Here is a 22733-nt window from a genome sequence, read left to right as displayed (position 1 = left end):
TAAGTTAACCAAACTATGATTGCTTTAAAATTTGAATTTGTAATAAAAATGGTGTGCTCAAATGTTTTAAAGTATCGTTGTGCCATGTACAAGGATACAATGCAGAATATGTTGTTTTAAATACATTATTATTTAAAGAAAAAGGGACTTCCATTATCTTTAGTTGTTTTAAAAAATTTACAACTGAGTCTTTAATGTCTTGACTATAAGCTTGTAATATGCTTGGTCTGGTGAAAATGATCGTAATTATTGTTTTCATATTTAAAATTGATTCACAAATTTTATAGTCGCTTAGCGATGTTTTATTTTTATGGATAATGAAATACATCAATTTATTAGTTAAACATATGTTATGTTTAATGGGGCAATCAAAATATTTAGAGGGAAGGGTTTTTGATACATAAATACCAAAACATGGATTTATTAATATATTTTTAATTTGGAGGCTTTTACATTAATTTTACGATACAAAATAACTTATAACTAAAACATTAGCCAAATATTAGTGTTAAAGGGGCAATATACTCGTCAAAACGGAAATATACAACATTTTATCGATAAAAAACGTATTTAATCGATACAGTATGAAGGAAATTATACTTATTAGACATGGTAAGTCATCTTGGGAATTTGACGAGGTCGATAGAGATAGGCCTTTAAAATCAAGGGGAAGGACGGATTCGGAACTGGTTGCTAAAGCGTTAATTCGGAAAAGTAGCATCCCTAAGGTTTTGTTTTCAAGTCCAGCAAATCGGGCACTTAGCACATGTAAAATTTTTGCTAAGGTGTTTGAATTTTCAGATAATCAGATTATTGTAGATGAAGATCTATACGATTTTGAAGGAAGTAATGTCATCAACTTTATAAAATCATTACCAAATGACTTGAAAGCAGTTATGATTTTTGGTCACAATCATGCATTCACGTCAATTTCTAATATATTTGGGGACACATTTATAGATAATCTTCCTACCAGTGGTTTAGTGAAACTGAATTTTGATGTTAATGATTGGAACGATGTGGAAAAAGGTACTACAGAATTTATTATAATCCCAAAGGATTTAAAAGCATGACAAAAGATAAAAACATTTATATAAATAGAGAATTAAGTTGGTTGAAATTTAACGAGCGTGTATTGCAAGAAGCTGCAGATGAGGATGTTCCGTTAATTGAGAGATTGCGTTTTCTTGGGATTTTTTCTAACAATTTAGATGAGTTTTTTAAAGTAAGATACGCTACTGTAAAACGAATTTATGAAGCAGGAAAAGGTGGTAAATCAGAATTAGGAGGGATTAAAGCTGGTGATCTTTTAGAAGAAATAACTCAAATTGTAATTAAACAACAAAGTTACAGTTTGAAAATTTTGGACGAGATTAATGTTGAACTTCAGAATGAGAATATTTATGTTATTGATGAAACTGAAATTGATGACTACCATCATGAGTTTATTAAAAACTACTTCTATCAAGAAATTAGTCCGGCTTTAGTCGTTATAATGCTTAACGAAGATGTTGCGTTGCCAGAACTAATGGATATTTCGGCTTATCTCACTGTGAGAATGACCAATAAGGATGAAAAGGACCAGGTTGCGTTAATAGAGATTTCTTCAGATATGGATCGGTTTGTAGTATTACCAAGTAAAAACGGTAATAACTATATTATTATGGTTGATGATATTTTAAGATATTGTTTAGACGATATTTTTAATATCTTTAAATACGATAGTATTACTGCTCATATGATTAAAATTACTAGAGATGGGGAGTTAGAATTTGATAGTGATTTAAGTAAAAGTTTTATAGATAAGCTTTCAGAAAGTGTTAAAGACAGACAAAGTGGAGCACCTGTGCGTTTTGTTTATGATATGAATATAGAACAAGATACTTTAGATTTTCTTCTTAAGCATATGTCTATCGATGAAAAAGAGAGTATCATTCCTGGCGGACGATATCATAACCGTAGAGATTATATGAATTTCCCAAGTTTGGGAAGAACAGATTTACTCTACGACAAAATTAAACCACTTCCTGTAAAAGGGCTGAGTTTAGAAGAAAGTATTTTTAGTACTATTGCGAAAAAGGATTATATGGTTTATACGCCTTACCATACATTTTCGTACATCGTTAAATTTCTTAGAGAGGCAGCATTAGATCCAAAAGTAAAAACTATAAAAATTACAATTTATAGATTAGCGCAAATTTCTCATGTTGCAAGTTCTCTAATTAATGCGGCTAAAAATGGTAAAAAGGTAACGGTTTCTATAGAATTAAGAGCGCGTTTTGATGAGGAAGCAAATATTAATTATGCTGAGCAAATGCAAGACGAGGGCATAAATATGCTCTTTGGTGTTACAGGATTAAAAGTACATTGTAAAATGTGTGTTATTGAGCGCGAAGAAAATGATAAATTAGTAAGGTATGGTTTTATTAGTACGGGGAATTTTAACGAGTCTACTGCAAAAATATATACTGATTTTACTTTAATGACGGCTAATTCAAAAATATTAAAGGAAATCAATAAAGTATTCGACTTTTTTGAAGTCAATTATAAAATTAACAGATATAAACATATTATTACGTCACCACACTATACCAAATCTAAATTATTTGCTTTAATAGATAAAGAAATTGAATGTGCCAAAAACGGTAAACCAGCTTATATTAAACTTAAGATGAATAGTATAAGTAGCTATAAAATGATAGATAAGCTATATGAAGCAAGTAGAGCTGGCGTAAAAATCCAAATGATTGTTAGAGGCCTTTGCTGTTTGGTGCCTGGTGTTAAAGGGATGAGTGAAAATATTGAGATTATTAGTATTATAGACAAGTTTTTAGAACATACACGGTTGTATATATTTTCGAATCAAAATAATCCTAAAATCTACATTTCTTCTGCAGATTGGATGACTAGAAATATAGATACTAGAGTAGAGGTTAGTTGTCCAATCTATGATGAAGATATTAAGCAAGAATTACAACACTTATTTGATATTTGTTGGAATGATAATGTTAAAGCTCGTATTATCGATGAAAAACAAGATAATCGTTATCGTAGAAATGACAAGCCTAAAGTAAGAGCTCAATTTGAAACGTATAAGTATTACTTAAATAAATTAGAAGGATAATAATGTTGAAGATTCAAAAATATGCAGCCATAGATATTGGTTCAAATGCGGTAAGATTATTAATTTCAAATATTATTGAACAGGATAATGAACCTCCTATTTTTAAAAAGAATTCATTAGTTCGTGTGCCTATCCGATTGGGGGCAGATGTATTTCTAAAAGGTGAAATATCAGAGTATAACCAAGAGCGAATGATCGATACTATGAAGGCTTTTAGTCTTATTATAAAGTCGCATGGTGTAACGCGTTATAAAGCGTGCGCAACGTCAGCAATGAGAGAAGCTAAAAACAGTGCTCCTTTATCTGATAAAATTCTCGAAACTTGTGGTATAAGTATAGAAACTATTGACGGAGAGGAAGAGGCAGCGATTATTGCCGCCACAGATTTGCAGTCTTTTATAAACCCGAATAAAACATATCTCTATGTCGATGTAGGTGGTGGAAGTACTGAATTTTCAATTATTCATAATGGAGAGAAGAAACAATCAAAATCGTTTAAAATTGGAACGGTGAGATTGTTGAATGATATTGTAAAGAATGAAACTTGGCTAGAGTTAGAACGCTGGATAAAAGACAACACCAAAGGGTATGATAAAATAGAATTGATAGGCTCTGGTGGTAATATTAATAAAATTTTTAAAATATCAGGAAAAGATATTGGTAAGCCATTGACCTATTTTTATTTAACAAGCTATTATAAGATGCTTCAGAATTACTCATATGAAGAACGTATAACAAAGTTGAATCTAAATCAAGATAGAGCAGATGTGATTATTCCCGCAACCCGAATTTACTTGTCGGCCATGAAGTGGAGTGGAGCAAAAGATATATATGTGCCAAAAATAGGCCTCTCAGATGGTATTATAAAGAGCATGTATTATGAAACGGTTTCTAGTGTTGTAGTGTAGTTTTAACACATAATAATCCATTTGTCCGATTTTTTTCTATCTAGACCTATTAATTGATAGGAAATTATTATTTAATATATATTCGTAATCTCAAATTGAAAAATTATGAAAAAATATTTAGTTGCCTTATTGTTCGTTTCTTTTACTTCTATAGGAATGTCTCAAGATATTTTATATGGTGTTAGAGGGGCTTTAAATGTGTCTAATCTTGACTTTGAAACTAATACAGGGTTTGAAAACAAGCACAGAAATGGCTTTGCTTTTGGAGGTTTTGTAGATTTTAACGTTACAGATGACTTATCATTGTTAACCGAATTACAATGGTCAGCTGAAGGTGGTAAGGATCCAGAAATTAGGGCAGATTATATCAAATTACCTATTCTCTTAAGGTTTTCTGTGTCTAATGATCTTATGTTGGGCGTAGGACCACAAGTAGCTTTGAAAACATGGCAAGATACGGATGGATTTGCGACGTTTGCATTCTCTGGAGTGGCTGGTGCAGAATATATGATAACTGATGAGCTTTTTTTAGATATTAGATATTATTATGGCATAACTAATATTTTAGATAAAGACCTAACTAATAATGAAGCTAAAAATCATGTCATGCAATTTGGTTTTGGAATAAAGCTTTAGGTACAAAATAATATTTTATAAAAAAAGCTTTAACATAAGTTGAGGCTTTTTTTGTGTTTACGTATAAATAGTGTTATCCGTGAATAGTTTCTTTGTTACCTAAGTTTTTCATGATATCAGCTTCAAAATCTAAAAGAGCTTCCCACTTTTGATCCACCTCCGATCGGTCTCCGTATTTACGAGCAAAGTTTAAAAACATAGTGTAATGACCAGCTTCACTAATCATTAATTTACGGTAGAATTTAGCTAGTTTTTTATCCTCTAATTCTTCAGATAATAATCTAAAACGTTCACAACTTCGTGCTTCAATTAATGCGGCGTATAATAATCGGTGCACTAACTGTGTTGTTCTGCTTCCTCCTTTTGGGAAAAATTTAAGTAAGGCAATAACATAATCATCTTTGCGATCTCTGCCTAGTGTCCAGCCGTTTTCTAAAATACGATCATGTACCATTTTAAAATGGCTCATTTCTTCGTTAGCCAATGCAATCATTTCTTGTACTAACTCTGTATATTCAGGGAAACCAACAATAAGCGAAATAGCTGTGCTGGCGGCCTTTTGTTCACAATAGGCATGATCGGTTAATATATCTTCAATGTTCTTTTCAACAATATTTACCCATCTTGGATCTGTTGGTAATTTTAATCCTAACATAATTATTTTATTTTTTCATGTACCATATGCATTGTACCATCAGCATTAATATATAATGTATGAGTGGCCGTACGATTTGTTTCTGGTATTGCAAACATAATATCTATAAGTACCTTGTTTTTTACTGAAGGTTCCTCATTGACCTGTATTGATTTTAAAATAGCTAATTTATCAAAGTTGTAAAGTGGTGAATCTGGATGAAAATTTTCACTATAACCTAATACTTTATTGGCTTTTAGTTTGTCATAATGTTCTTCATAAATTAATTGGCCTTCTTTTTCAACGCGAATATCAAAATTGAAATTTCGGTAATGTGTTTGCTGATTAATAGTGTCTTTTATTTTAGAAAATAAAACACTATTTGCCATGTCTGAATATGTCTTTATTTTTACATGGTAGCCGTTACTCATTAGGGTATCAACTTCACGTTCTGTGTAAGTTTTAGGAATATAAACGTTAGTTTCAAAACTAACGGTCTTTTTAAATTCTTCAATGCTTTTTAATAAGGCTTGCCTTTTTGTTGTTCGACCTTCACAACTTGTAAAGCCAATTACGACTGCTAATACTATTAATCCAAGTAAGTGTTTCATAGTCTTAAATATCTAAACCAAATGTCTGTCGTAAAACTTCTAAATTTGGATTTTTTTGTTTTAATTTTTCATACTTTTCTAAAGGCGTAAAAGCATATTTTTTAGCAACCTCTTCGTTGACTGTAATATCTAATTTAAGATCGTAGTTAAGTAATTTTTTCTTTAAAAAAGTCATTAAAGGAAACTGAGCGCGTTCTAATTCAATCTTATTGGTAGTGTTAGAATAAGTTAAATGAATGGTAGTGCCTTCTAATTTGGGCTGGTCCATTTGTAAAATAGAAGCCATGATTTTTTCTCCTTTTTGATCCATTTGATCGGTATAGAGTTTCCATGCTTCGCTTAAAGCTTCTTGTGTTACAGGCTCTTTAGGGAGGTTCTCTTCATCAATAACCACTTCCATTTGGCGTAATTGATGCTCTTTCTTTTCTCTAATACTTTTTAAGGATAAACCCGACGTAGACTTCTTAGGCTTATTTATGGATATTTTAGGAATACTAATAGCTTTTTCAACTACAGAAACAGGTTCTTTTTGTGCTGTTTTTTGGTTTGTAACTGTTCTGTTTTCGGGTGTTTTAACATCCGTTTTTGGTTTTGTAACAGGAATTGGGGTAATACCTCTCGCTCTAAAATAGGAAGGAGGAATTATGAAGTGCTTAAGATTTTTTTTTTCTCCATCAAAAGTGATAGAGGCAAGTTGCATAAGCGTTAACTCAACGAGTAACCGTTGATTTTTACTGGTTTTATATTTTAGATCACAATCATTGGCCAGCCTAATCCCTTCCATTAAAAAACTATGTGTTGTTTTCTGTGATTGCTCCATGTATTTAAGACTGGTGTCTTCACCAACTTCTAATAAAGGAATCGTTGCCGGATTTTTACAAACCATTAAGTCTCTAAAGTGCGAGGCTAAACCAGCAATATAATGATGACCATCAAATCCTTTAGAAAGAATGGTATTGAATTGTATTAATAATTCAGGAATTTTATTCTCTAAAATTAAATCTGTACTTGTAAAATAGGTTTCGTAATCGAGAACATTTAAGTTTTCTGTGACCGCTTGTCTTGTTAAGTTTTTACCAGAAAAACTAACAACACGATCAAAAATAGATAAGGCGTCTCGCATAGCACCATCTGCTTTCTGAGCAATAATATGCAGCGCATCATCTTCAGCATCAATTCCTTGTTCTTTTGCTATATATTTTAAGTACGCTTTAGCATCGGAAACAGTAATGCGTTTAAAATCGAAAATTTGACAACGCGATAATATGGTCGGAATGATTTTATGCTTTTCAGTCGTTGCTAAAATGAAAATACAATGTTTTGGCGGCTCTTCTAATGTCTTTAAAAACGCATTAAAAGCCGCTTGAGATAACATGTGGACCTCATCAATAATATATACTTTGTATTTTCCAACTTGTGGAGGTATACGAACTTGATCCGTTAAGCTTCTAATATCGTCAACAGAATTATTAGATGCCGCATCTAATTCGAAAATATTAAATGCAAAATCTTCATCTTCGCTAGTATTGCCATCGCTGTTAATCATTTTAGACAAAATACGTGCACACGTTGTTTTGCCAACTCCACGTGGTCCTGTAAATAATAAAGCTTGCGCTAAGTGATTGTTTTCAATAGCATTCAGCAATGTATTTGTAATAGCCTGTTGCCCCACAACATCCTTAAAGGTTTGGGGTCTGTATTTACGAGCCGATACTACAAAATGTTCCATTTTAATTGCTGAATTTAATTTGGTGGTTTTTAATACCAAATTTTGAGCATTACAAATTTAAGAATTACCAATTAAAAGCACTTTATAAGGACTGAAAATTAACATGAGTTATTAACAATTTGTGTACTTTTGCGCCAAGTAGATCGCCTTATCGATTCTAAATTTATTTAGGGTAGGAAAGTCCGAACACCATAGTGTAATCATAGTGGTTAACAGCCATCCATCGAAAGGTGAGGAAAAGTGCAACAGAAAGTATGTACAGGTAATGCTGTAGTGAAACCAGGTAAACTCTATGTGGTGCAATGTCATGTATACTAACGTTTGAGCGTGCACGCGCGATTGTTAGAGGGTAGGCAGCTAAAGCTTGCTGGTAACAGTAAGTGTAGATAAATGATAAGGGCTTTGATTTTTTTAGAATTTAATTTCTGATAAAAGTAAAAGTACAGAATTCGGCTTATAGATTTACTTAAACAAACAAGCTTCATGGGAGACCATGAAGCTTTGTTTTTATGGTGTATAGCATCTTAGGATGTGTAATTAAAAAAACTAAACATATTACCGCCATAACCTTTAGAATGGGAGTAGTGTTCTAAATGACTTAAATCGGTGTGTTTAGAATGTTCTACAATTAAGGTGCCCTCTTCTTCTAACAATTCATTTTTAAAAACCAACTCAGGAATTTTAGAAAAGGCTTCAACATCAAAATCGTAAGGTGGATCAGCAAAAATAATGGTATGTTTTTGTTTTGCTTTTTCAAGAAATTTAAAAACATCACTTTTAATGGTGCTAATGGTCATTTCAAAAGCTTCAGCGGTTTCAGTTATAAATTTAATACAACCGTAGTTTTCATCTACAGCAGTAATCTTTTCGGTACCTCTAGATGCAAATTCGTAGCTGATATTTCCTGTGCCCGAAAATAAATCTAATACAGAAATATCATCTAGATAGTATTGGTTATTTAAAATATTGAACAGGGCTTCCTTTGCCATATCTGTTGTTGGTCTTACAGGTAATTTTTTAGGAGCTGTAATTCGTCTGCCTTTATACAAACCTGAAATAATACGCATTAAAAGGAATTTAAAATTAAAAAGTATTTATGTAAATAACGTCTGTCTATAGTATGAGCTATCGAGAAGTTATAAGTTTTATTTATGAAACCAACATGTCTTATGTAGGTGTAAAGTATATTATAAGATCATCACCTTTGTTAATATGACCACTTAATTCAACAGGCGTGGTTTCTGCATTGAGTTTTAATTGTTCAAATACAAATAAAATATAATAGATAAAGTCTTCTTTACTGTGGTATTCAAAAACATTAAATAGTTGAAGCTTGTTTTTTTCTATCACTAATACTTCAACTGTGTTTTCATTGATATTGAGGTATACTATTGGAGTTTCACTAGTTTCTGTCTGTTGTAGATAGGCATCAATAAGCACACTAGATGAGTGTTTATAAACGAATTCGCCAAAAGTTTCAAAAATGTAATTATTAATATTTACATAAGGTACGTAAACATTCACGCTTTTATTTATAGAAATATCATCTTCTGTGATAAAATCGTTTCTAAGAATTTTTGAATTGAATTTTAAATAATCTGCTTTATGCTCAACATCATACAATTCTTCAGGGACTAATGTTGCCAATTCATTTTGGTGAATTACTAAAACAGCATTAAAATCTTCAGAAAAAACAGTATTACTACTTAATTCTGCTTTTAAATGATTGAGAACTGCAACAGGAGTTGTTTTTTGCTCAAAAGGAAGTGTTTTGAGAAACTCAATGGTATTTAAAGTTTTATTTAGAATACAAAAAGAAAGCCCATTCAAATTAATTTGAATGGACAGTTCCTTAATATCATTTATTTTCAAACTATTCTTTATTTGTGTAGCTTTTTGGCCAGTTTCCTTTTGTGAATACTTCGTCCATAGAACCTACTTTTAAGGTTGGTCCGTTAACGCCATCTACCGACATTACTTGCTTTTCTTTTTCAACTAAGTAAGGCTCTTGGTCATCCAAAACAACTGCCTTATCTACACTTACTTCAAATACAGGGAACTCATCTAGTCTACCAGCTTTCATTGTGAATTTAGCTCCTTCTTTACCAATACCAACATTCATCATTGTTTTATAACGGTCACTACCTTTGAACAATGAGTCTTTTACAGAGTAAAAGCTTAAGGTGTCAATTAATGTTATGGTTTTCATAGTTTCTACACCACCAAAAAGTTTTGTTCTTTCTTCATCCAAAACTAAAGTGTCACGTCTTTGTGTAATTGGCACTTTTCCATTTTCTACAAAGTCAATTAATTTATCAAAACTATCAGTATAAGTTCCATTAACATCTTTATATGCTAATTGCGAATCTCTAATGTCAATTAGACGATCAATAACTACAGCGTAACGTTTCTCTTTTAATTGGTTAAATTGGATTTCTCTATATACAGACATATAAGTAATATACCCTAAGAAAATAATTAAAATCCAAAGTAAAATATTAATGATTGGTTTAATTTTTCTAGGCACAAATTTGTCAATTAACCATACAATTCCAAAGGTTAATAGTATAATTACTACAATTGCTATAATTACGTTCATATTAGTTTTTATTAATTAGGTCTATCGCAAATCTACAATTTTTTTTTGTTGGTTAAAACTATCTAAAATAAAAAACAGTAAAAATATTGAACTAAATAAAAATTGGGCTTTAAAAATAGAGAATAATAGTATCTTGCTATATATTTCTATGCACTATGATTTCTAATGCTTCTGCATTCTATTCGTTATTAAAATCTAAATTTCCATTTGCACCAACTTCTAAGCAAGACATGGTGTTAATGCAATTGTCTCAATTTATTTTTGACACTAATAAAAATTCAATTTACTTATTAAAAGGGTACGCAGGTACAGGTAAAACTAGCATAATTGGAACCATTGTTTCCAATTTGTGGCAAGCAAAAAAAAGTGCGGTTTTATTAGCTCCTACAGGTCGAGCTGCTAAGGTTATTTCAAATTACTCTAAAAAGGAGGCTTTTACCATTCATAAAAAGATTTATTTTCCTAAAAAAGATAAAGGAGGAGGTGTCAATTTTGTTATGCAACCCAATAAACATCGCAATACTATTTTTATTGTTGATGAAGCTTCTATGATACCAGATACTCCTTCGGACACAAAATCGTTTGATAGTCGTTCGTTGCTCGATGATCTGATGCAATATGTGTATTCTGGTCACGACTGTAAATTACTATTAATAGGAGATAAAGCACAGTTGCCTCCGGTGAAGTCCGATTTAAGTCCTGCTTTAGATGAAAACCGACTCAGTTTAAACTATAATAAAGATGTTGTAGGAATTGAGTTAGATGAAGTGGTACGACAAGAACAAGGTTCTGGGATTTTAAGTAATGCAACCGAACTTAGAGCGGTTTTAGAATCTAATTTTTATGAGAGTTTTAAATTCAACCTCAATGGCTTTACAGATAGTGTGCGCTTAATAGATGGCTACGAAATTATGGACGCCATTAATGATGCTTATAGTGCCGATGGTTACGAGGAAACAGCCATTATTGTTAGAAGTAATAAGCGTGCAAATGCTTACAATCAACAAATTCGTCAGCGTATTCTATTTAATGAAACAGAACTCTCAGCAGGCGATTATTTAATGGTGGTAAAGAATAATTATTTTTGGTTAAAACCTAATACCGAAGCTGGTTTTATTGCTAATGGTGATATTATTGAAGTGCTAGAAATTTTTAGCATCAAAGAATTATACGGTTTTAGATTTGCAGAAGTTAAGTTACGAATGGTAGATTACCCTAATATGAAACCGTTTGAAACCGTATTGCTTTTAGATACTATTGATGTAGAAAGCGCATCTTTAAGTTATGAAGAGTCCAACCGATTATACCAAGAAGTATCCAAAGATTATGAAGGAGAAACAAAATACAAACGCTTTTTAGGGGTTAAGAACAATAAGTATTTTAATGCCTTGCAAGTAAAGTTTTCTTATGCAATTACCTGTCATAAATCGCAAGGTGGCCAATGGAATACCATTTTTGTAGAGCAACCTTACTTGCCTAATGGTATGGACAGAGATTATATTAGATGGTTGTATACGGCCATAACAAGGGCTAAAGAAAAACTGTATTTAATAGGTTTTAAAGATGAGATGTTTGTAGAAAACGAATCAAACTAAACTATAATGACAGAAACAATTTTAAGTATTTTTTTAGGGATTGGTCTTACGGCTTCCGTAGGCTTTAGAGTTTTTTTACCATTGTTTGCGTTGAGTTTAGCAGCCTATTTTAATGTTTGGGAGCTTAATGAATCTTGGCAATGGATTGGTAGTACAGCAGCCGTAATTACATTGGGTATAGCAACGTTAGTTGAAATTGTAGCGTACTATATTCCTGTTGTAGATAATTTATTAGATAGTATTGCCATTCCGTTAGCGACCATTGCTGGGACAGCAGTTATGGTATCAACCGTTGCAGATTTAAGTCCGGTAATTACTTGGGCTTTGGCAATTATCGCAGGAGGAGGTACTGCAGCAGCTGTTAAAAGTTCTGCAAGTGCAACACGTTTGGGGTCTACTGTATCTACTGCTGGTTTTGGAAACCCAATGGTATCAACTATAGAAACAGGGACTTCGGTTATAATGTCTATAATCTCTATCTTTTTACCCATTTTAGCTATAATTTTAGTAGTATTCATATTTTATTTGATATTTAAACTCTATAAAAAGTTACGATCAAATTGACCGAAATCAGCTTTTAAATCTTATTTTTGAAATTAAATACTATCATTATATACATCTTATTAAATGAAAATTATTTCCATGATTCCTGCACGATATAGTGCATCACGTTTTCCAGGTAAATTGATGCAAAATTTAGCAGGAAAATCTGTAATTCTAAGAACTTATGAAGCTACGGTTGCCACGCAACTCTTTAGTGAGGTTTATGTGGTGACGGATAGTGATATTATTTTTAATGAGATTGTAAATAATGGCGGAAAAGCCATGATGAGTTTAAAAGAACACGAATCGGGAAGTGATAGAATTGCCGAAGCTGTTGCTAATATAGATTGTGATATTGTTATAAATGTACAAGGTGATGAACCGTTTACAGAGGGCGAAAGTTTAGCAAAAGTGATTGATGTCTTTAAGGATGATAAGGATAAAGAAATTGACTTAGCCTCTTTAATGGTAGAAATTGAGGATTTAGAAGAAATTAATAATCCCAATACCGTTAAAGTTATTGTAGATCAGCAAAATTTCGCTTTGTATTTTTCACGAAGTCCAATACCATTTCCAAGAGATAAAAATGTAGGTGCGCGTTACTTTAAGCACAAAGGTGTTTATGCCTTTAGAAAACAAGCATTATTAGATTTTACGGTTTTACCAATGCAATTTTTAGAAGCTTCTGAAAAGATTGAATGTATCAGGTACCTAGAATATGGTAAGCGTATAAAAATGGTAGAAACTAAAATACAAGGAGTAGAAATAGATACACCTGAAGATTTAGAAAAAGCGAAACGTTTGTGGAAGTAAATTACAGTAACATAAAGGTAATTGGTTTTGATGCCGATGATACGCTTTGGGTCAATGAAACCTATTTTAGAGAAGCAGAAGAGAGCGTTGGGCTCTTATTGTCGCATTATGAAACACCAAACAAAATAGACCAAGAGCTTTTTAAGATGGAAATGAAAAATCTATCTATTTATGGTTATGGAGTTAAGGGCTTTATATTATCAATGATTGAATTGGCTGTAGAGTTGTCTAATGGTAAGGTGTCAAATACTATAATAGCCGAAATATTAGAAATTGGTAAGGATATGATTAATAAGCCTATTGAGCTGTTAGATGGAGTAGAAGAGGTCCTTAAAACCTTATCGAAAGATTACAAATTAATTGTTGCCACAAAAGGTGATTTATTAGACCAAGAACGGAAATTAGAGAAATCAGGATTGTTAAAATACTTCCATCATATTGAAGTGTTAAGTGAAAAACAAGAGCATAATTATAAACAGCTATTAAAACGATTGGATATTGAACCCGAAGCATTTTTAATGGTGGGTAATTCATTAAAATCTGATATTTTACCTCTGGTAAAGATAGGTTCAAAAGCGATTCATGTGCCTTTTCATACCACTTGGGAGCATGAAAAAGTATCTAAACACGAATCTAATGGGGCAGAATATGAAACGGAGCATAGTTTAACCGATATTTTAAAATATTTTAAATAAAAAATTGAAAATACTAGATAAGCATACATGGAATAGGCAAGCTCATTTTGAGTTCTTTAATACGTTTGTAGATCCTTATTTTGCGGTTACATTTAAAGTCGATGTCACAAACGCTTATGAGTTTTCACATGATAATGCAACATCATTTTTTGTGACCTATTTACATGCCACAATGCAGGCCATAAATGATGTTGAAAATCTAAAATACAGAATAAATGAATCTAACGAGGTTGTGGTGTTTGAGACCATTCATGCCTCTCCAACAATTTTAAGGCCAAATAAAACCTTTGGATTTTCGTTTGTAAACTATGATAAAGATATTTTAAAATTTCAGAATAATTTTTTAAAAGAAAAAGAAAGAATATTTGGTTCTAATGACTTGTTTCCACCTGTAAATTCAATGGATTGTGTGCATTGCTCGTCTTTGCCATGGGTCAATTTTACAGGGCATAAAGAACCGTTTAAAGGAGATAAAGACTCTATACCCAAATTAGCGTTTAGTAAAATGGAACGTGTAGGGTCAAAAAAAGAAATGCAAGTCGCTATCAGTGTTAATCATGCCTTGGTAGATGGCTATCATATTGGGCTATTTAATGAAAAATTACAATTTCATTTAAATAGTTATTAAATATAAACTAAGTAATTATTTTTGTTAAAGATATAAAGTAAATGATATTCAAAAATTTTCCAATGGTGTCCAGAGTGGTTTTTGGACGAGGAAGTTTTAATCAACTCGATGAGATTCTCGCCCCAAAGCGCAAAGGAAGAAACGCGCCATTTATATTTTATGTTGATGATGTTTTTAAAGGCAATCATTGGTTAACCTCTCGTATAACGTTATCCTACAAGGATAAAATAATATATATACCTACCAAAGAAGAACCGCGAACAGATCAAATCGATCAGTTGGTAGAAGATATTATATTAGAATATAGTGAGTTGCCGTCTGGGATTATTGGAATTGGTGGTGGTACGGTTTTAGATATAGCAAAAGCCGTGTCTTTAATGTTAACCAATAAAGGTGAGTCTAAGGACTATCAAGGTTGGGATTTAATTAAACATCCTGCCATTTATCATGTCGGAATTCCAACAATCTCAGGAACAGGCGCAGAAGTGTCTAGGACTACAATTTTAACTGGTCCAGTTCGTAAACTTGGTATTAACAGTGATCATACTCCTTTTTACCAAGTGATATTAGACCCCGAATTAACTAAAGATGTTCCAAAAGATCAGTGGTTTTACACTGGTATGGATTGTTTTGTGCATTGTGTTGAGTCGCTTACAGGAACATATTTAAATGCATTTAGCCAGACTTATGGCGAAAAAGCATATGAACTTTGTAAGGAAATATTTTTAGGAGATTCATTAAGTCCTGAAGAATCACAAGATAAATTAATGATGGCATCTTGGCATGGAGGTATGAGTATTGCTTATTCGCAAGTTGGTGTTGCCCATGCTATGAGTTATGGTTTAGGTTATCTTTTAGGAGTAAAACATGGTATTGGAAATTGTATTGTTTTTGATCATTTAGAAGAATATTATCCTGAAGGTGTTGCCATTTTTAAACAGATGAAAGCCAAACATAATATTAAATTACCACAAGGAATTTGTGCAAATTTAGATCAAGATCAGTTTGATACAATGATTAATGTGGCATTGAGTTTAGAACCCCTTTGGGAAAATGCTATTGGAAAAAACTGGAAGACCATAATGACTAGGGAAAAGCTTTTAGAGCTTTACAAAAAAATGTAATATGCGCTGGTTAGCCAAATTCATATATTTTAAATTAATGGGGTGGAAGATTGCGGGTAACACTAATTTTTCAAAAGACACCATTAAAAAGGCCGTGATTATAGCGGTACCACATACGAGTTGGCACGACTTTTATATTGGAGTATTACTTCGTAAAATTACAAACGTAAAAACTAATTTTGTTGCTAAAAAAGAATTGTTTACATGGCCATTTGGCTATTACTTTAGAGCGATTGGTGGACGCGCATTAGATAGAACTTCTGGACAAAATAAGGTAGAAGCTATTGCAAAATTATTTAATGACACTGATGAATTTCGATTAACTTTAGCACCAGAGGGTACAAGAAAAAAAGTAGAAAACTGGAAAACAGGATTTTATTATATCGCTAAAGCAGCTAATGTGCCTATAATTATGTTTACGCTCGATTTTAAAAATAAACAAAATAAAATATCAGAACCGTTTTATCCAACAGACAATATTGAAGCCGATCTTAAAGCCATGAAAGCTTTTTTTAAAGATGTAGAAGGTAAGGTGAAGGCTTATAGTTAAGCTATCATAAATAGTGCTGTATGTATGTGCAAACCAAGTTGTTTGGCATGTAATTTGTTTTAAAATAAGTACAATGAAACATAAAGTAAACTCCAAGTCACTAAAAAGAAACATTGTCACAAAAGCTGTTTAATTATTTAGACAGCTTTTTTTGTACTCAAAAACGTATCTAACAACGTGTTGGTCTGCCTCTGAAGTTTGTTTTTAAAGAAAGGCATACCGCCAAAGATAAGACCCTTAATGCCCATAGCTTGTTTAGCCCATTGATGTAGGTTGAATTTATCCGTATGTTTAATAATTAAACCATCTTTAAACTCAAATGAAGCATTAATCTTATTGTGTACTTTTCGTCCTGTTTTACTGAAATTATAAAAAGCTTCCCAATGTGCCGAACCTGATGTATCATTCGCTTTAATATTTGAAAATTCGACTTTAAATCCTTTTCCGTTTTGAGATTCGCATAACATTAACCACATCGCTTTAGCACGTTCGCCTTTCAAAATTCCAAAAGCAGGATCCTTAAAAATAATATCATCATGGTAACAAGATGCCATTGTTGGACCGTCTCCATTATTCAAGGCGTTGTAAAATTTTTCTATGATCTGTTCCATGTCATTATTGGTTTAATATGTATAAAGTCATTAGTAACTAAAATACGTAAGTAGAATGCTATTAATTTATATTTTAAAATGAAAATGATTTTCTCTTTGACGAGATGTCTTTTTTATTCTATAGTAATTGTATTTCTAAAACTAATGTCGGTCTGTTCGTTAAATACAAAATCAAAATAACGAGCATCGCCTTTTTGACCTTGTATTGTGGCTTTTGCTCTACCGATTTCTAATCCAGATTTATTATAAGCTTTAGCGACCACTTCTTTGTTAAACGAGGCATCAAAAATTAAATATAAAGTGAGTTTATTGTTGTTGCTATGGTTTTGTTTACCAATGTTATAGGCTCCTGTTTTTAAACCATGCTTTAACAAGCTATCAGATAATTTAATTTTGCATTCCAAGGTTTTGTCTACGCCTTCTGAAACACCATCAAAGAATTCTGTAGCAGTTTCACCAACCATTTCACCTCCTTTGTTTAAACCTTTTTTAGTTTTATTAGCGATGTGGTTACAAGATAATAGACATAGAGCAATAAACAGAGGTATATAACGGAATAGATTCATAATAAAATGATTTAAGAGGACTAAAAATAATGAAATTAGTGCGTGTATTTTTTAATCTTATCCATAATTTTTTGCAAATTAGAATACACAAATACGTTTGTTTTTGCATAATAAAACGAAATAAAGCAAACGATAGAAAGAAAAGATAGTGCACCAATAACAGCTTGCCAAGGCTCTAGAGTTTTACCAATAAGCTGATGTAGCCCAATACCCGTAAAACTACCATAAATAATAATAAAGTGGATAACGTAAATGGATAAAGTTTTTTGACCAATCTTTAGGATTAAAGGCTGTTTAATATAGTTTTCGGCTAAATAGAATAAAGAGAATAAAATCAAAACATTGCCAAGTCTAGTGAACAAATAATTGTAATAGGCAACCTCCTTAAAAAGTGAAATGTCTAAGGTAAAATAGAGGTGCATTAATAAGTCCGATGATCCAAAAATAAGAGCAATTCCGAAAACGAAAAATCCCGAAACAATAGCCATTTTAAATTTTGGTCGTTCTACGTACCTATAGAATAACGTGGCAATAAACGCACCAAATGCCACATAACCAAACCATGGTATGATGGTGAAAATGGAACCATTGGCCTTAGATAGATAATTAGAAAAGAACTTAGGAAGTTCTGGTAATTCTAAATAGCGATATAGTGGTTCGGTTATAAAAATAGACAAACCCAGAAGTAACATCACGATTGAAAAGAGCAAGGTTTTTTTTAAGGTAAGTCTATAAATAAATACAATAAGTATAAGTGATAGACCGATGCATTGCAGCACATCTATAACTAAAAAATAACTGGAAAATTTCCCCATTAACCATTCAAAAATTGGAGCTCGTAATAGGTAACCAATACCAATAAGCATAAATCCTCGGACTAGGCCTTTGTGCATACGTTTCTTTATTGTGCCGTTTTGTTTAGCTCTTATTAGTAAATATGAAAAAATGAGACCTGAAATTGTAAAAAAGGTTGGTGCAGTGATCCCTCTAAAGTATTCCCAAACTTTAAAAGCAGTATTGCTTTGGTCTCTATACGATACGTCTAAAAGTGTATCTATAAAATGACCTTGTAACATCATTAGGATGGCAAATGCTCTTACGGCATCTATAAAATATAAACGGTTTGCGTTCAAGTTGTAATTGGTTGGTATGCAAATGTAGTATTTTAGAGTTGGAATAAAATAATATCACGATTTTTTGGTGGGTGCTTATCGTTTTGATTATGATGTTGTACTATGGTTTTTATTCTATTAATATTTCAATAGCTTTTGGTGTAACGTATGCTTCTTTTACGCTGAAAACAGTGTGCAAATTTCCCTTTATAGTTATTTTTGGGGCTACACGAAGTTCTGATTTAACTACACGATTATTATATTCAATTCAGGTATTTCTAAAATAATGTGTTCTTTTGATTCTGAAATTAGTCCTTTAAAAGTTTTTTTTAATTCTGATTTTCTTTTCTCCTTTTTTAGGGGTTACTATAACTGTTATTTCAAAGGTGTTATTAATGTTATAGGATGCTTTGTCTGTTTGGAAGTACATTTCGGTATCAGAAAAATCATTTTGATTACAACTGAAAGTCAAAATTAAAAGTAGCAAATATGCTCATATATTCTTCATTTATCAAATGCAAAGCGAAGTTGGATTAAAAAAAACAAAATAAGAATCAGCAGGTTAGGGTTTTATTTATAAATTAATTAGAAACATATATACTGTACATTCAAACCGTTTACTACATTTATAATCTATGGAATTTATAAATCAATTACTCAGTGACTTTTCATCATTAGCTTGGGGTTTGCCTTTGCTTATTTTATTAATTGGTGGAGGCTTATATTTATTAGTACGATCTCATTTTGTGCCATTTCGGTATTTAGGTCATGCTTTAAACGTGCTTCGTGGTAAATATGATGACCCTAACGATCCTGGTGAAATTTCTCATTTTCAAGCGTTGACCACCGCATTATCTGCAACTGTTGGTATGGGGAATATTGCAGGTGTTGCTGTGGCTATTTCAATTGGTGGTCCTGGAGCTGTATTCTGGATGTGGATTAGCGCTGTGGTTGGGATGTCTACAAAATTTTTCACGTCTACCTTGTCTATAATGTATAGAGGTAAGGATAGTGCCGGAGAAATCCAAGGAGGTCCAATGTATTTTATAATGGAGGGCTTAGGTAAATCATGGAAGCCTTTGGCGGTGTTTTTTAGTTTATGTGGACTAATAGGAGCCTTACCAGTTTTTAATGTAAACCAACTCACGCAAGCTTTAAATGATATTTTATTAGTTCCAAATGGAGTAGAAGTTGGTCTAAAATCTAATCTCATTATTGGCATTGTATTGGTTGGAATTACATCATTGGTGATTTTAGGAGGTATTAAACGTATTGGAAACGTCGCATCGCGATTAGTGCCTAGTATGGTGGCGTTATATTTTGTATTGGTTATAATCATTCTTGTAGCACATAGTGATGTGTTAGGGCACTATCTTAAGCTGATATTTACAGATGCCTTTGCTGCTAATTATTATCCAAAAGACGATACCTTTTTGGGAGGTGTTTTAGGGGCGCTAATTTTACATGGAATTAAACGTGGAGCATTTTCTAATGAAGCTGGAATTGGTACAGCACCAATGGCTCATGGTGCAGCCAAAACAGATGAGCCAATTCGTGAGGGTTTGGTCGCAATGCTTGGACCTGCAATAGATACCTTAATTGTTTGTACACTGACAGCTTTGGCTATTTTGGTGACTGGTGTTTGGGAAACAACATCTAATAACGGAGTTAGTCTTACGGCTTCTGCCTTCGCAGATGTAATGCCTAATTATGGTAAATATCTGCTGTTAGTTTGTATTGCTGTTTTTAGTATGAGTTCCTTGTTTTCATACTCATATTATGGAACAAAATGTATGTCGTTTCTCTTTGGAGCAGATAAAAAGCATTACTACAATTACTTCTACATTTTAAGTATTTTAATTGGTGCAACAACAAGTTTAAGTATGATGATTAATCTCATTGATGGTGTGTTTGCTTTGATGGCAATTCCAACAATGTTGGCGACTTTAATCTTAGCACCAAAAGTGATTAAAGAGCTAAAACGCTATACCAGCCAATTAAAACAAGAGAAAAATTAAAACAAACAACCGCTTACAATTCAGAATACATTATAAGAGGTTGTTAGGTGTTTCTACTGAGAACTTACTTCTTCTTTAATAATATTTTTTCATTTGTAAATTGATTTGCTTCGTCTAAAAAAGCTATCATTTTAGTCCAATTACTATTGGGTTCAAAGTTGTGTTTGTATTGTTTAGACGTGTTAATAATAAGTTGATGCCCCTCTATTACAGCAGAGCTGATAAACGCTCCAGTTTCATTATCTACAGTTGTATTTAGTTTATCTAAACCAGCAACTGTATAGCCTTCTGGAATATTAAAGGTAATAGTATAGTTAAAACTTCTCGGATTGGCAATGTAGATGTTTGAGCTACGAACACGCTCTTTTTCTTCAAGATCAATTTGACCACCGATCAGTTTTCCAATTTCAATAATATAGTTAGGGCCTGCTTTTTTAATTAAAGCGTTTTTAGCATTAAAATGTTCTGTAAATGTGAAGTAAGACTCTAAGCTGTAACGTCCTGTATTATTAATTTCATAAGTGTAGTCTTCAATGTCTTCAATTTGAAATTCTGCTTTAGCCCTATTTTCAAAACGTTCTATTTGATTGGTTTTAATTTTTTCGGCAACAGCATCAAGTTCTTTCTTATATCGGATTTTGTCTTTTTTACGTTTAATAAGTTCAATAAAAGATGCGGTCTCGTATTTTGCATAATCTTCTGTAACGTAATCTGTAAACATTAAACGGTCGTACTGTTCATCTTTTTTAGAAAGCCCCTTAAAACTATTTATGGCGCTTAGGTTAAAACCTGAGAAATCGTCATTTAAAGTTACTGTAATGTCCTTTTTTGTTTCATTGTCTAAATGGCTAGATACAGGGAGTTTGCCTTTTGTAATGATGTCAATTCTATTTCTCGATGGTGATAATAAGTAAACATCAGTACCTTCAATTAATGGTGAAAATTCATTGATATTGGTATGAATGCTAAATAATTCGGCATATAACGGTGTAGCAGTTTCAACTTTAATTAAGACGTTAACGTTTCTTTCAATTAATAAATCGTCAATAGAACCATCGTAGCGTTTTTTGGCCACAACAATGTCATACTTAATTTTTTCACTTTTTAAGTATTCTGTAAAATGACGTACAAATTGTTTTTGATTTTGAATAAATACAGGGACTCCATAATATCCAAATGGATTGTACATAATTTCGGCTTCTTTTACAATCATGGCCTCAACAAAACGCGTTAAGTAATAGTGACGCATAAAATAATAAGCTTCTGTTACTTTTTCGGTGTCATTAGCAAAGGTTTTCTTCTTAAAGAAGCGTCTTACATCTCCAACATCTCCATCGGGTTTAAAACGGTTAGCATATAAATCTAAAACTTCCTCTTTAGATACAGATGTTTTAATGATGTCTTCTTTTTCAGGTAGAAAGGCTAATGCTCTGTCTTCAAACTTACCAGATCGTGCAAAGTACACTTGAAACTTGTAAGACGGTAATTCTAAAAGTGGGTAAGACCAACGTGTAGATGTAATCTTTTCTATATCGGAAGCAACGAGTTCGTACCGTCTCATGCTTCGTTTTTCAGTTGGTATTTCGATTAGTTTAGGAGCATCATTAAACGAATTAAAATTGATAAAGAAATCATTTTCAGTTTCAAAAAACAATTTAAAATCTACGACAGGATATTCTTCTCCTAAATAAGTTTCAACCGGATCAAATCCGAAAGCGTAGGTTGTTTTAAAGGGTTCTAAGCGGTAAAAATAATAGTCTATAATATCACCGATTTCTAAGTTAGCTATGGCCAACTTGGTTTCTCCATCTACTTCTATAGATTCTTTTTCGACATCAATTTCTATTTCGCTTCCATCTGGTTTTACAATTTTTACACCAATGTAATTATTGCCTTTTTCTTTCCAAGTGTAACGCCCTTTGTCTGATCTAAAACGTTTTTTAAACGCGAATTCTGAAAAATCTTCAACAGCAGCTTTATCTAATAATTTTATACGTTGCCTTATAGAACTTGTATAAGTTACGTTTTTTCCAAATTTGTGAAAATCATAATTCTCGTTTTTATATAAAATTACAGCAGATTCATTAGTCCATTTTTTAGGAACTTCTGTGACATTTTTGTAAGCATCATCGTTACCCCAGAAAAACGCTTTAGCTTCGAGTTCTTCTTTTGATTGCGAAAAAATGGAAATGGAAAATAATAATAGGAAAGCGGTTAGTCCTTTAAATTTCATGTGT

The 22733-nt window shown here is 32.2% G+C and carries 23 protein-coding genes and 1 other RNA gene; 13 read left to right on the top strand and 11 right to left on the bottom strand.

What is annotated here, in order from left to right; genetic code table 11:
• Positions 1-13: 13 nt before the first annotated feature.
• Positions 14-259, bottom strand: coding sequence for a hypothetical protein (locus ACXGSQ_RS14830; RefSeq protein ID WP_458626929.1), 246 nt, complete (start codon positions 257-259; stop codon positions 14-16).
• A 325-nt stretch (positions 260-584) separates the two neighbouring features.
• Here ACXGSQ_RS14830 and ACXGSQ_RS14825 point away from each other — a divergent pair, with 325 nt between their 5' ends.
• The 4 genes from ACXGSQ_RS14825 (at position 585) to ACXGSQ_RS14810 (ending at position 4668) form a co-directional block, all read left to right on the top strand.
• Complete coding sequence (locus tag ACXGSQ_RS14825) at positions 585-1073, top strand: SixA phosphatase family protein (RefSeq protein ID WP_458626928.1); 489 nt, start codon at positions 585-587, stop codon at positions 1071-1073.
• Entirely contained in the window at positions 1070-3124 is a 2055-nt protein-coding gene (gene ppk1, locus ACXGSQ_RS14820) for a polyphosphate kinase 1 (RefSeq protein WP_458626927.1), read from the top strand. Before ACXGSQ_RS14825 ends, ppk1 begins: the two co-directional genes overlap by 4 nt.
• 2 nt (positions 3125-3126) lie before the next feature.
• On the top strand, positions 3127-4032 hold the full coding sequence (locus ACXGSQ_RS14815; RefSeq protein WP_458626926.1) for a Ppx/GppA phosphatase family protein: 906 nt from the start codon (positions 3127-3129) through the stop codon (positions 4030-4032).
• Positions 4033-4137: 105 nt separating this feature from the next.
• Positions 4138-4668, top strand: coding sequence for a porin family protein (locus ACXGSQ_RS14810; protein WP_458626925.1), 531 nt, complete (start codon positions 4138-4140; stop codon positions 4666-4668).
• Between the two features lie 73 nt (positions 4669-4741).
• On the opposite strand, the gene miaE is transcribed toward ACXGSQ_RS14810, so the two are convergent.
• The 3 genes from miaE to dnaX are packed head-to-tail and all read right to left on the bottom strand — an operon-like array spanning position 4742 to position 7642.
• Positions 4742-5323, bottom strand: coding sequence for a tRNA isopentenyl-2-thiomethyl-A-37 hydroxylase MiaE (miaE, locus tag ACXGSQ_RS14805; protein WP_458626924.1), 582 nt, complete (start codon positions 5321-5323; stop codon positions 4742-4744).
• A gap of 2 nt (positions 5324-5325) precedes the next feature.
• Complete coding sequence (locus ACXGSQ_RS14800) at positions 5326-5913, bottom strand: hypothetical protein (protein ID WP_458626923.1); 588 nt, start codon at positions 5911-5913, stop codon at positions 5326-5328.
• Between the two features lie 4 nt (positions 5914-5917).
• The gene (dnaX, locus tag ACXGSQ_RS14795; protein ID WP_458626922.1) at positions 5918-7642 is read right to left on the bottom strand and encodes a DNA polymerase III subunit gamma/tau; all 1725 of its coding nucleotides are present in this window, start codon (positions 7640-7642) and stop codon (positions 5918-5920) included.
• 135 nt (positions 7643-7777) lie between these two features.
• On the opposite strand from dnaX, the gene rnpB reads away from it, so the two are divergent.
• Positions 7778-8115, top strand: an RNA gene (gene rnpB / locus ACXGSQ_RS14790) — RNase P RNA component class A.
• A 51-nt stretch (positions 8116-8166) separates the two neighbouring features.
• Here the strand turns inward: rnpB and rsmD are convergent.
• From rsmD to ACXGSQ_RS14775, 3 genes are all read right to left on the bottom strand, one after another.
• The gene (gene rsmD, locus ACXGSQ_RS14785) at positions 8167-8709 is read right to left on the bottom strand and encodes a 16S rRNA (guanine(966)-N(2))-methyltransferase RsmD (protein WP_458626921.1); all 543 of its coding nucleotides are present in this window, start codon (positions 8707-8709) and stop codon (positions 8167-8169) included.
• A 100-nt stretch (positions 8710-8809) separates the two neighbouring features.
• Positions 8810-9514 (bottom strand): DUF3822 family protein, encoded by a 705-nt coding sequence (locus tag ACXGSQ_RS14780; RefSeq protein WP_458626920.1) that lies wholly within the window; start codon positions 9512-9514, stop codon positions 8810-8812.
• A gap of 1 nt (position 9515) precedes the next feature.
• The gene (locus ACXGSQ_RS14775; protein WP_458626919.1) at positions 9516-10241 is read right to left on the bottom strand and encodes a hypothetical protein; all 726 of its coding nucleotides are present in this window, start codon (positions 10239-10241) and stop codon (positions 9516-9518) included.
• A gap of 155 nt (positions 10242-10396) precedes the next feature.
• Here ACXGSQ_RS14775 and ACXGSQ_RS14770 point away from each other — a divergent pair, with 155 nt between their 5' ends.
• The 7 genes from ACXGSQ_RS14770 (at position 10397) to ACXGSQ_RS14740 (ending at position 16189) form a co-directional block, all read left to right on the top strand.
• Entirely contained in the window at positions 10397-11836 is a 1440-nt protein-coding gene (locus ACXGSQ_RS14770; RefSeq protein WP_458626918.1) for an ATP-dependent DNA helicase, read from the top strand.
• A 3-nt stretch (positions 11837-11839) separates the two neighbouring features.
• Positions 11840-12400: a DUF4126 domain-containing protein gene (locus ACXGSQ_RS14765; protein ID WP_458629369.1), complete on the top strand. Its 561-nt coding sequence runs from the start codon at positions 11840-11842 to the stop codon at positions 12398-12400.
• A 63-nt stretch (positions 12401-12463) separates the two neighbouring features.
• Positions 12464-13192, top strand: coding sequence for a 3-deoxy-manno-octulosonate cytidylyltransferase (kdsB, locus tag ACXGSQ_RS14760; protein ID WP_458626917.1), 729 nt, complete (start codon positions 12464-12466; stop codon positions 13190-13192).
• Entirely contained in the window at positions 13183-13887 is a 705-nt protein-coding gene (locus tag ACXGSQ_RS14755; protein ID WP_458626916.1) for an HAD family hydrolase, read from the top strand. Before kdsB ends, ACXGSQ_RS14755 begins: the two co-directional genes overlap by 10 nt.
• Positions 13888-13891: 4 nt before the next feature.
• Positions 13892-14515 carry a CatA-like O-acetyltransferase gene (locus tag ACXGSQ_RS14750; RefSeq protein WP_458626915.1) on the top strand — a complete coding sequence of 208 codons (624 nt, stop codon included), beginning with the start codon at positions 13892-13894 and terminating at the stop codon, positions 14513-14515.
• Positions 14516-14556: 41 nt separating this feature from the next.
• On the top strand, positions 14557-15639 hold the full coding sequence (locus ACXGSQ_RS14745) for an iron-containing alcohol dehydrogenase family protein (protein ID WP_458626914.1): 1083 nt from the start codon (positions 14557-14559) through the stop codon (positions 15637-15639).
• A gap of 1 nt (position 15640) precedes the next feature.
• The gene (locus ACXGSQ_RS14740; protein ID WP_458626913.1) at positions 15641-16189 is read left to right on the top strand and encodes a 1-acyl-sn-glycerol-3-phosphate acyltransferase; all 549 of its coding nucleotides are present in this window, start codon (positions 15641-15643) and stop codon (positions 16187-16189) included.
• 137 nt (positions 16190-16326) lie between these two features.
• On the opposite strand, the gene ACXGSQ_RS14735 is transcribed toward ACXGSQ_RS14740, so the two are convergent.
• The 3 genes from ACXGSQ_RS14735 to ACXGSQ_RS14725 form a co-directional block, all read right to left on the bottom strand.
• Complete coding sequence (locus ACXGSQ_RS14735) at positions 16327-16800, bottom strand: nuclear transport factor 2 family protein (protein WP_458626912.1); 474 nt, start codon at positions 16798-16800, stop codon at positions 16327-16329.
• A 113-nt stretch (positions 16801-16913) separates the two neighbouring features.
• Positions 16914-17366, bottom strand: coding sequence for a hypothetical protein (locus tag ACXGSQ_RS14730; RefSeq protein WP_458626911.1), 453 nt, complete (start codon positions 17364-17366; stop codon positions 16914-16916).
• Positions 17367-17401: 35 nt separating this feature from the next.
• Positions 17402-18499 carry a heparan-alpha-glucosaminide N-acetyltransferase domain-containing protein gene (locus ACXGSQ_RS14725; protein ID WP_458626910.1) on the bottom strand — a complete coding sequence of 366 codons (1098 nt, stop codon included), beginning with the start codon at positions 18497-18499 and terminating at the stop codon, positions 17402-17404.
• 614 nt (positions 18500-19113) lie between these two features.
• Between ACXGSQ_RS14725 and ACXGSQ_RS14720 the strand changes: the two genes are divergently transcribed.
• Positions 19114-20496, top strand: coding sequence for an alanine/glycine:cation symporter family protein (locus ACXGSQ_RS14720; RefSeq protein WP_458626909.1), 1383 nt, complete (start codon positions 19114-19116; stop codon positions 20494-20496).
• A gap of 64 nt (positions 20497-20560) precedes the next feature.
• On the opposite strand, the gene ACXGSQ_RS14715 is transcribed toward ACXGSQ_RS14720, so the two are convergent.
• Positions 20561-22729, bottom strand: a complete 2169-nt coding sequence (locus tag ACXGSQ_RS14715) for a hypothetical protein (RefSeq protein WP_458626908.1) — start codon at positions 22727-22729, stop codon at positions 20561-20563.
• Positions 22730-22733: the final 4 nt, after the last annotated feature.

It is taken from the genome of Winogradskyella sp. PC D3.3 (genome assembly GCF_054366245.1).
This window is presented reverse-complemented; position numbering and strand designations above follow the sequence as displayed.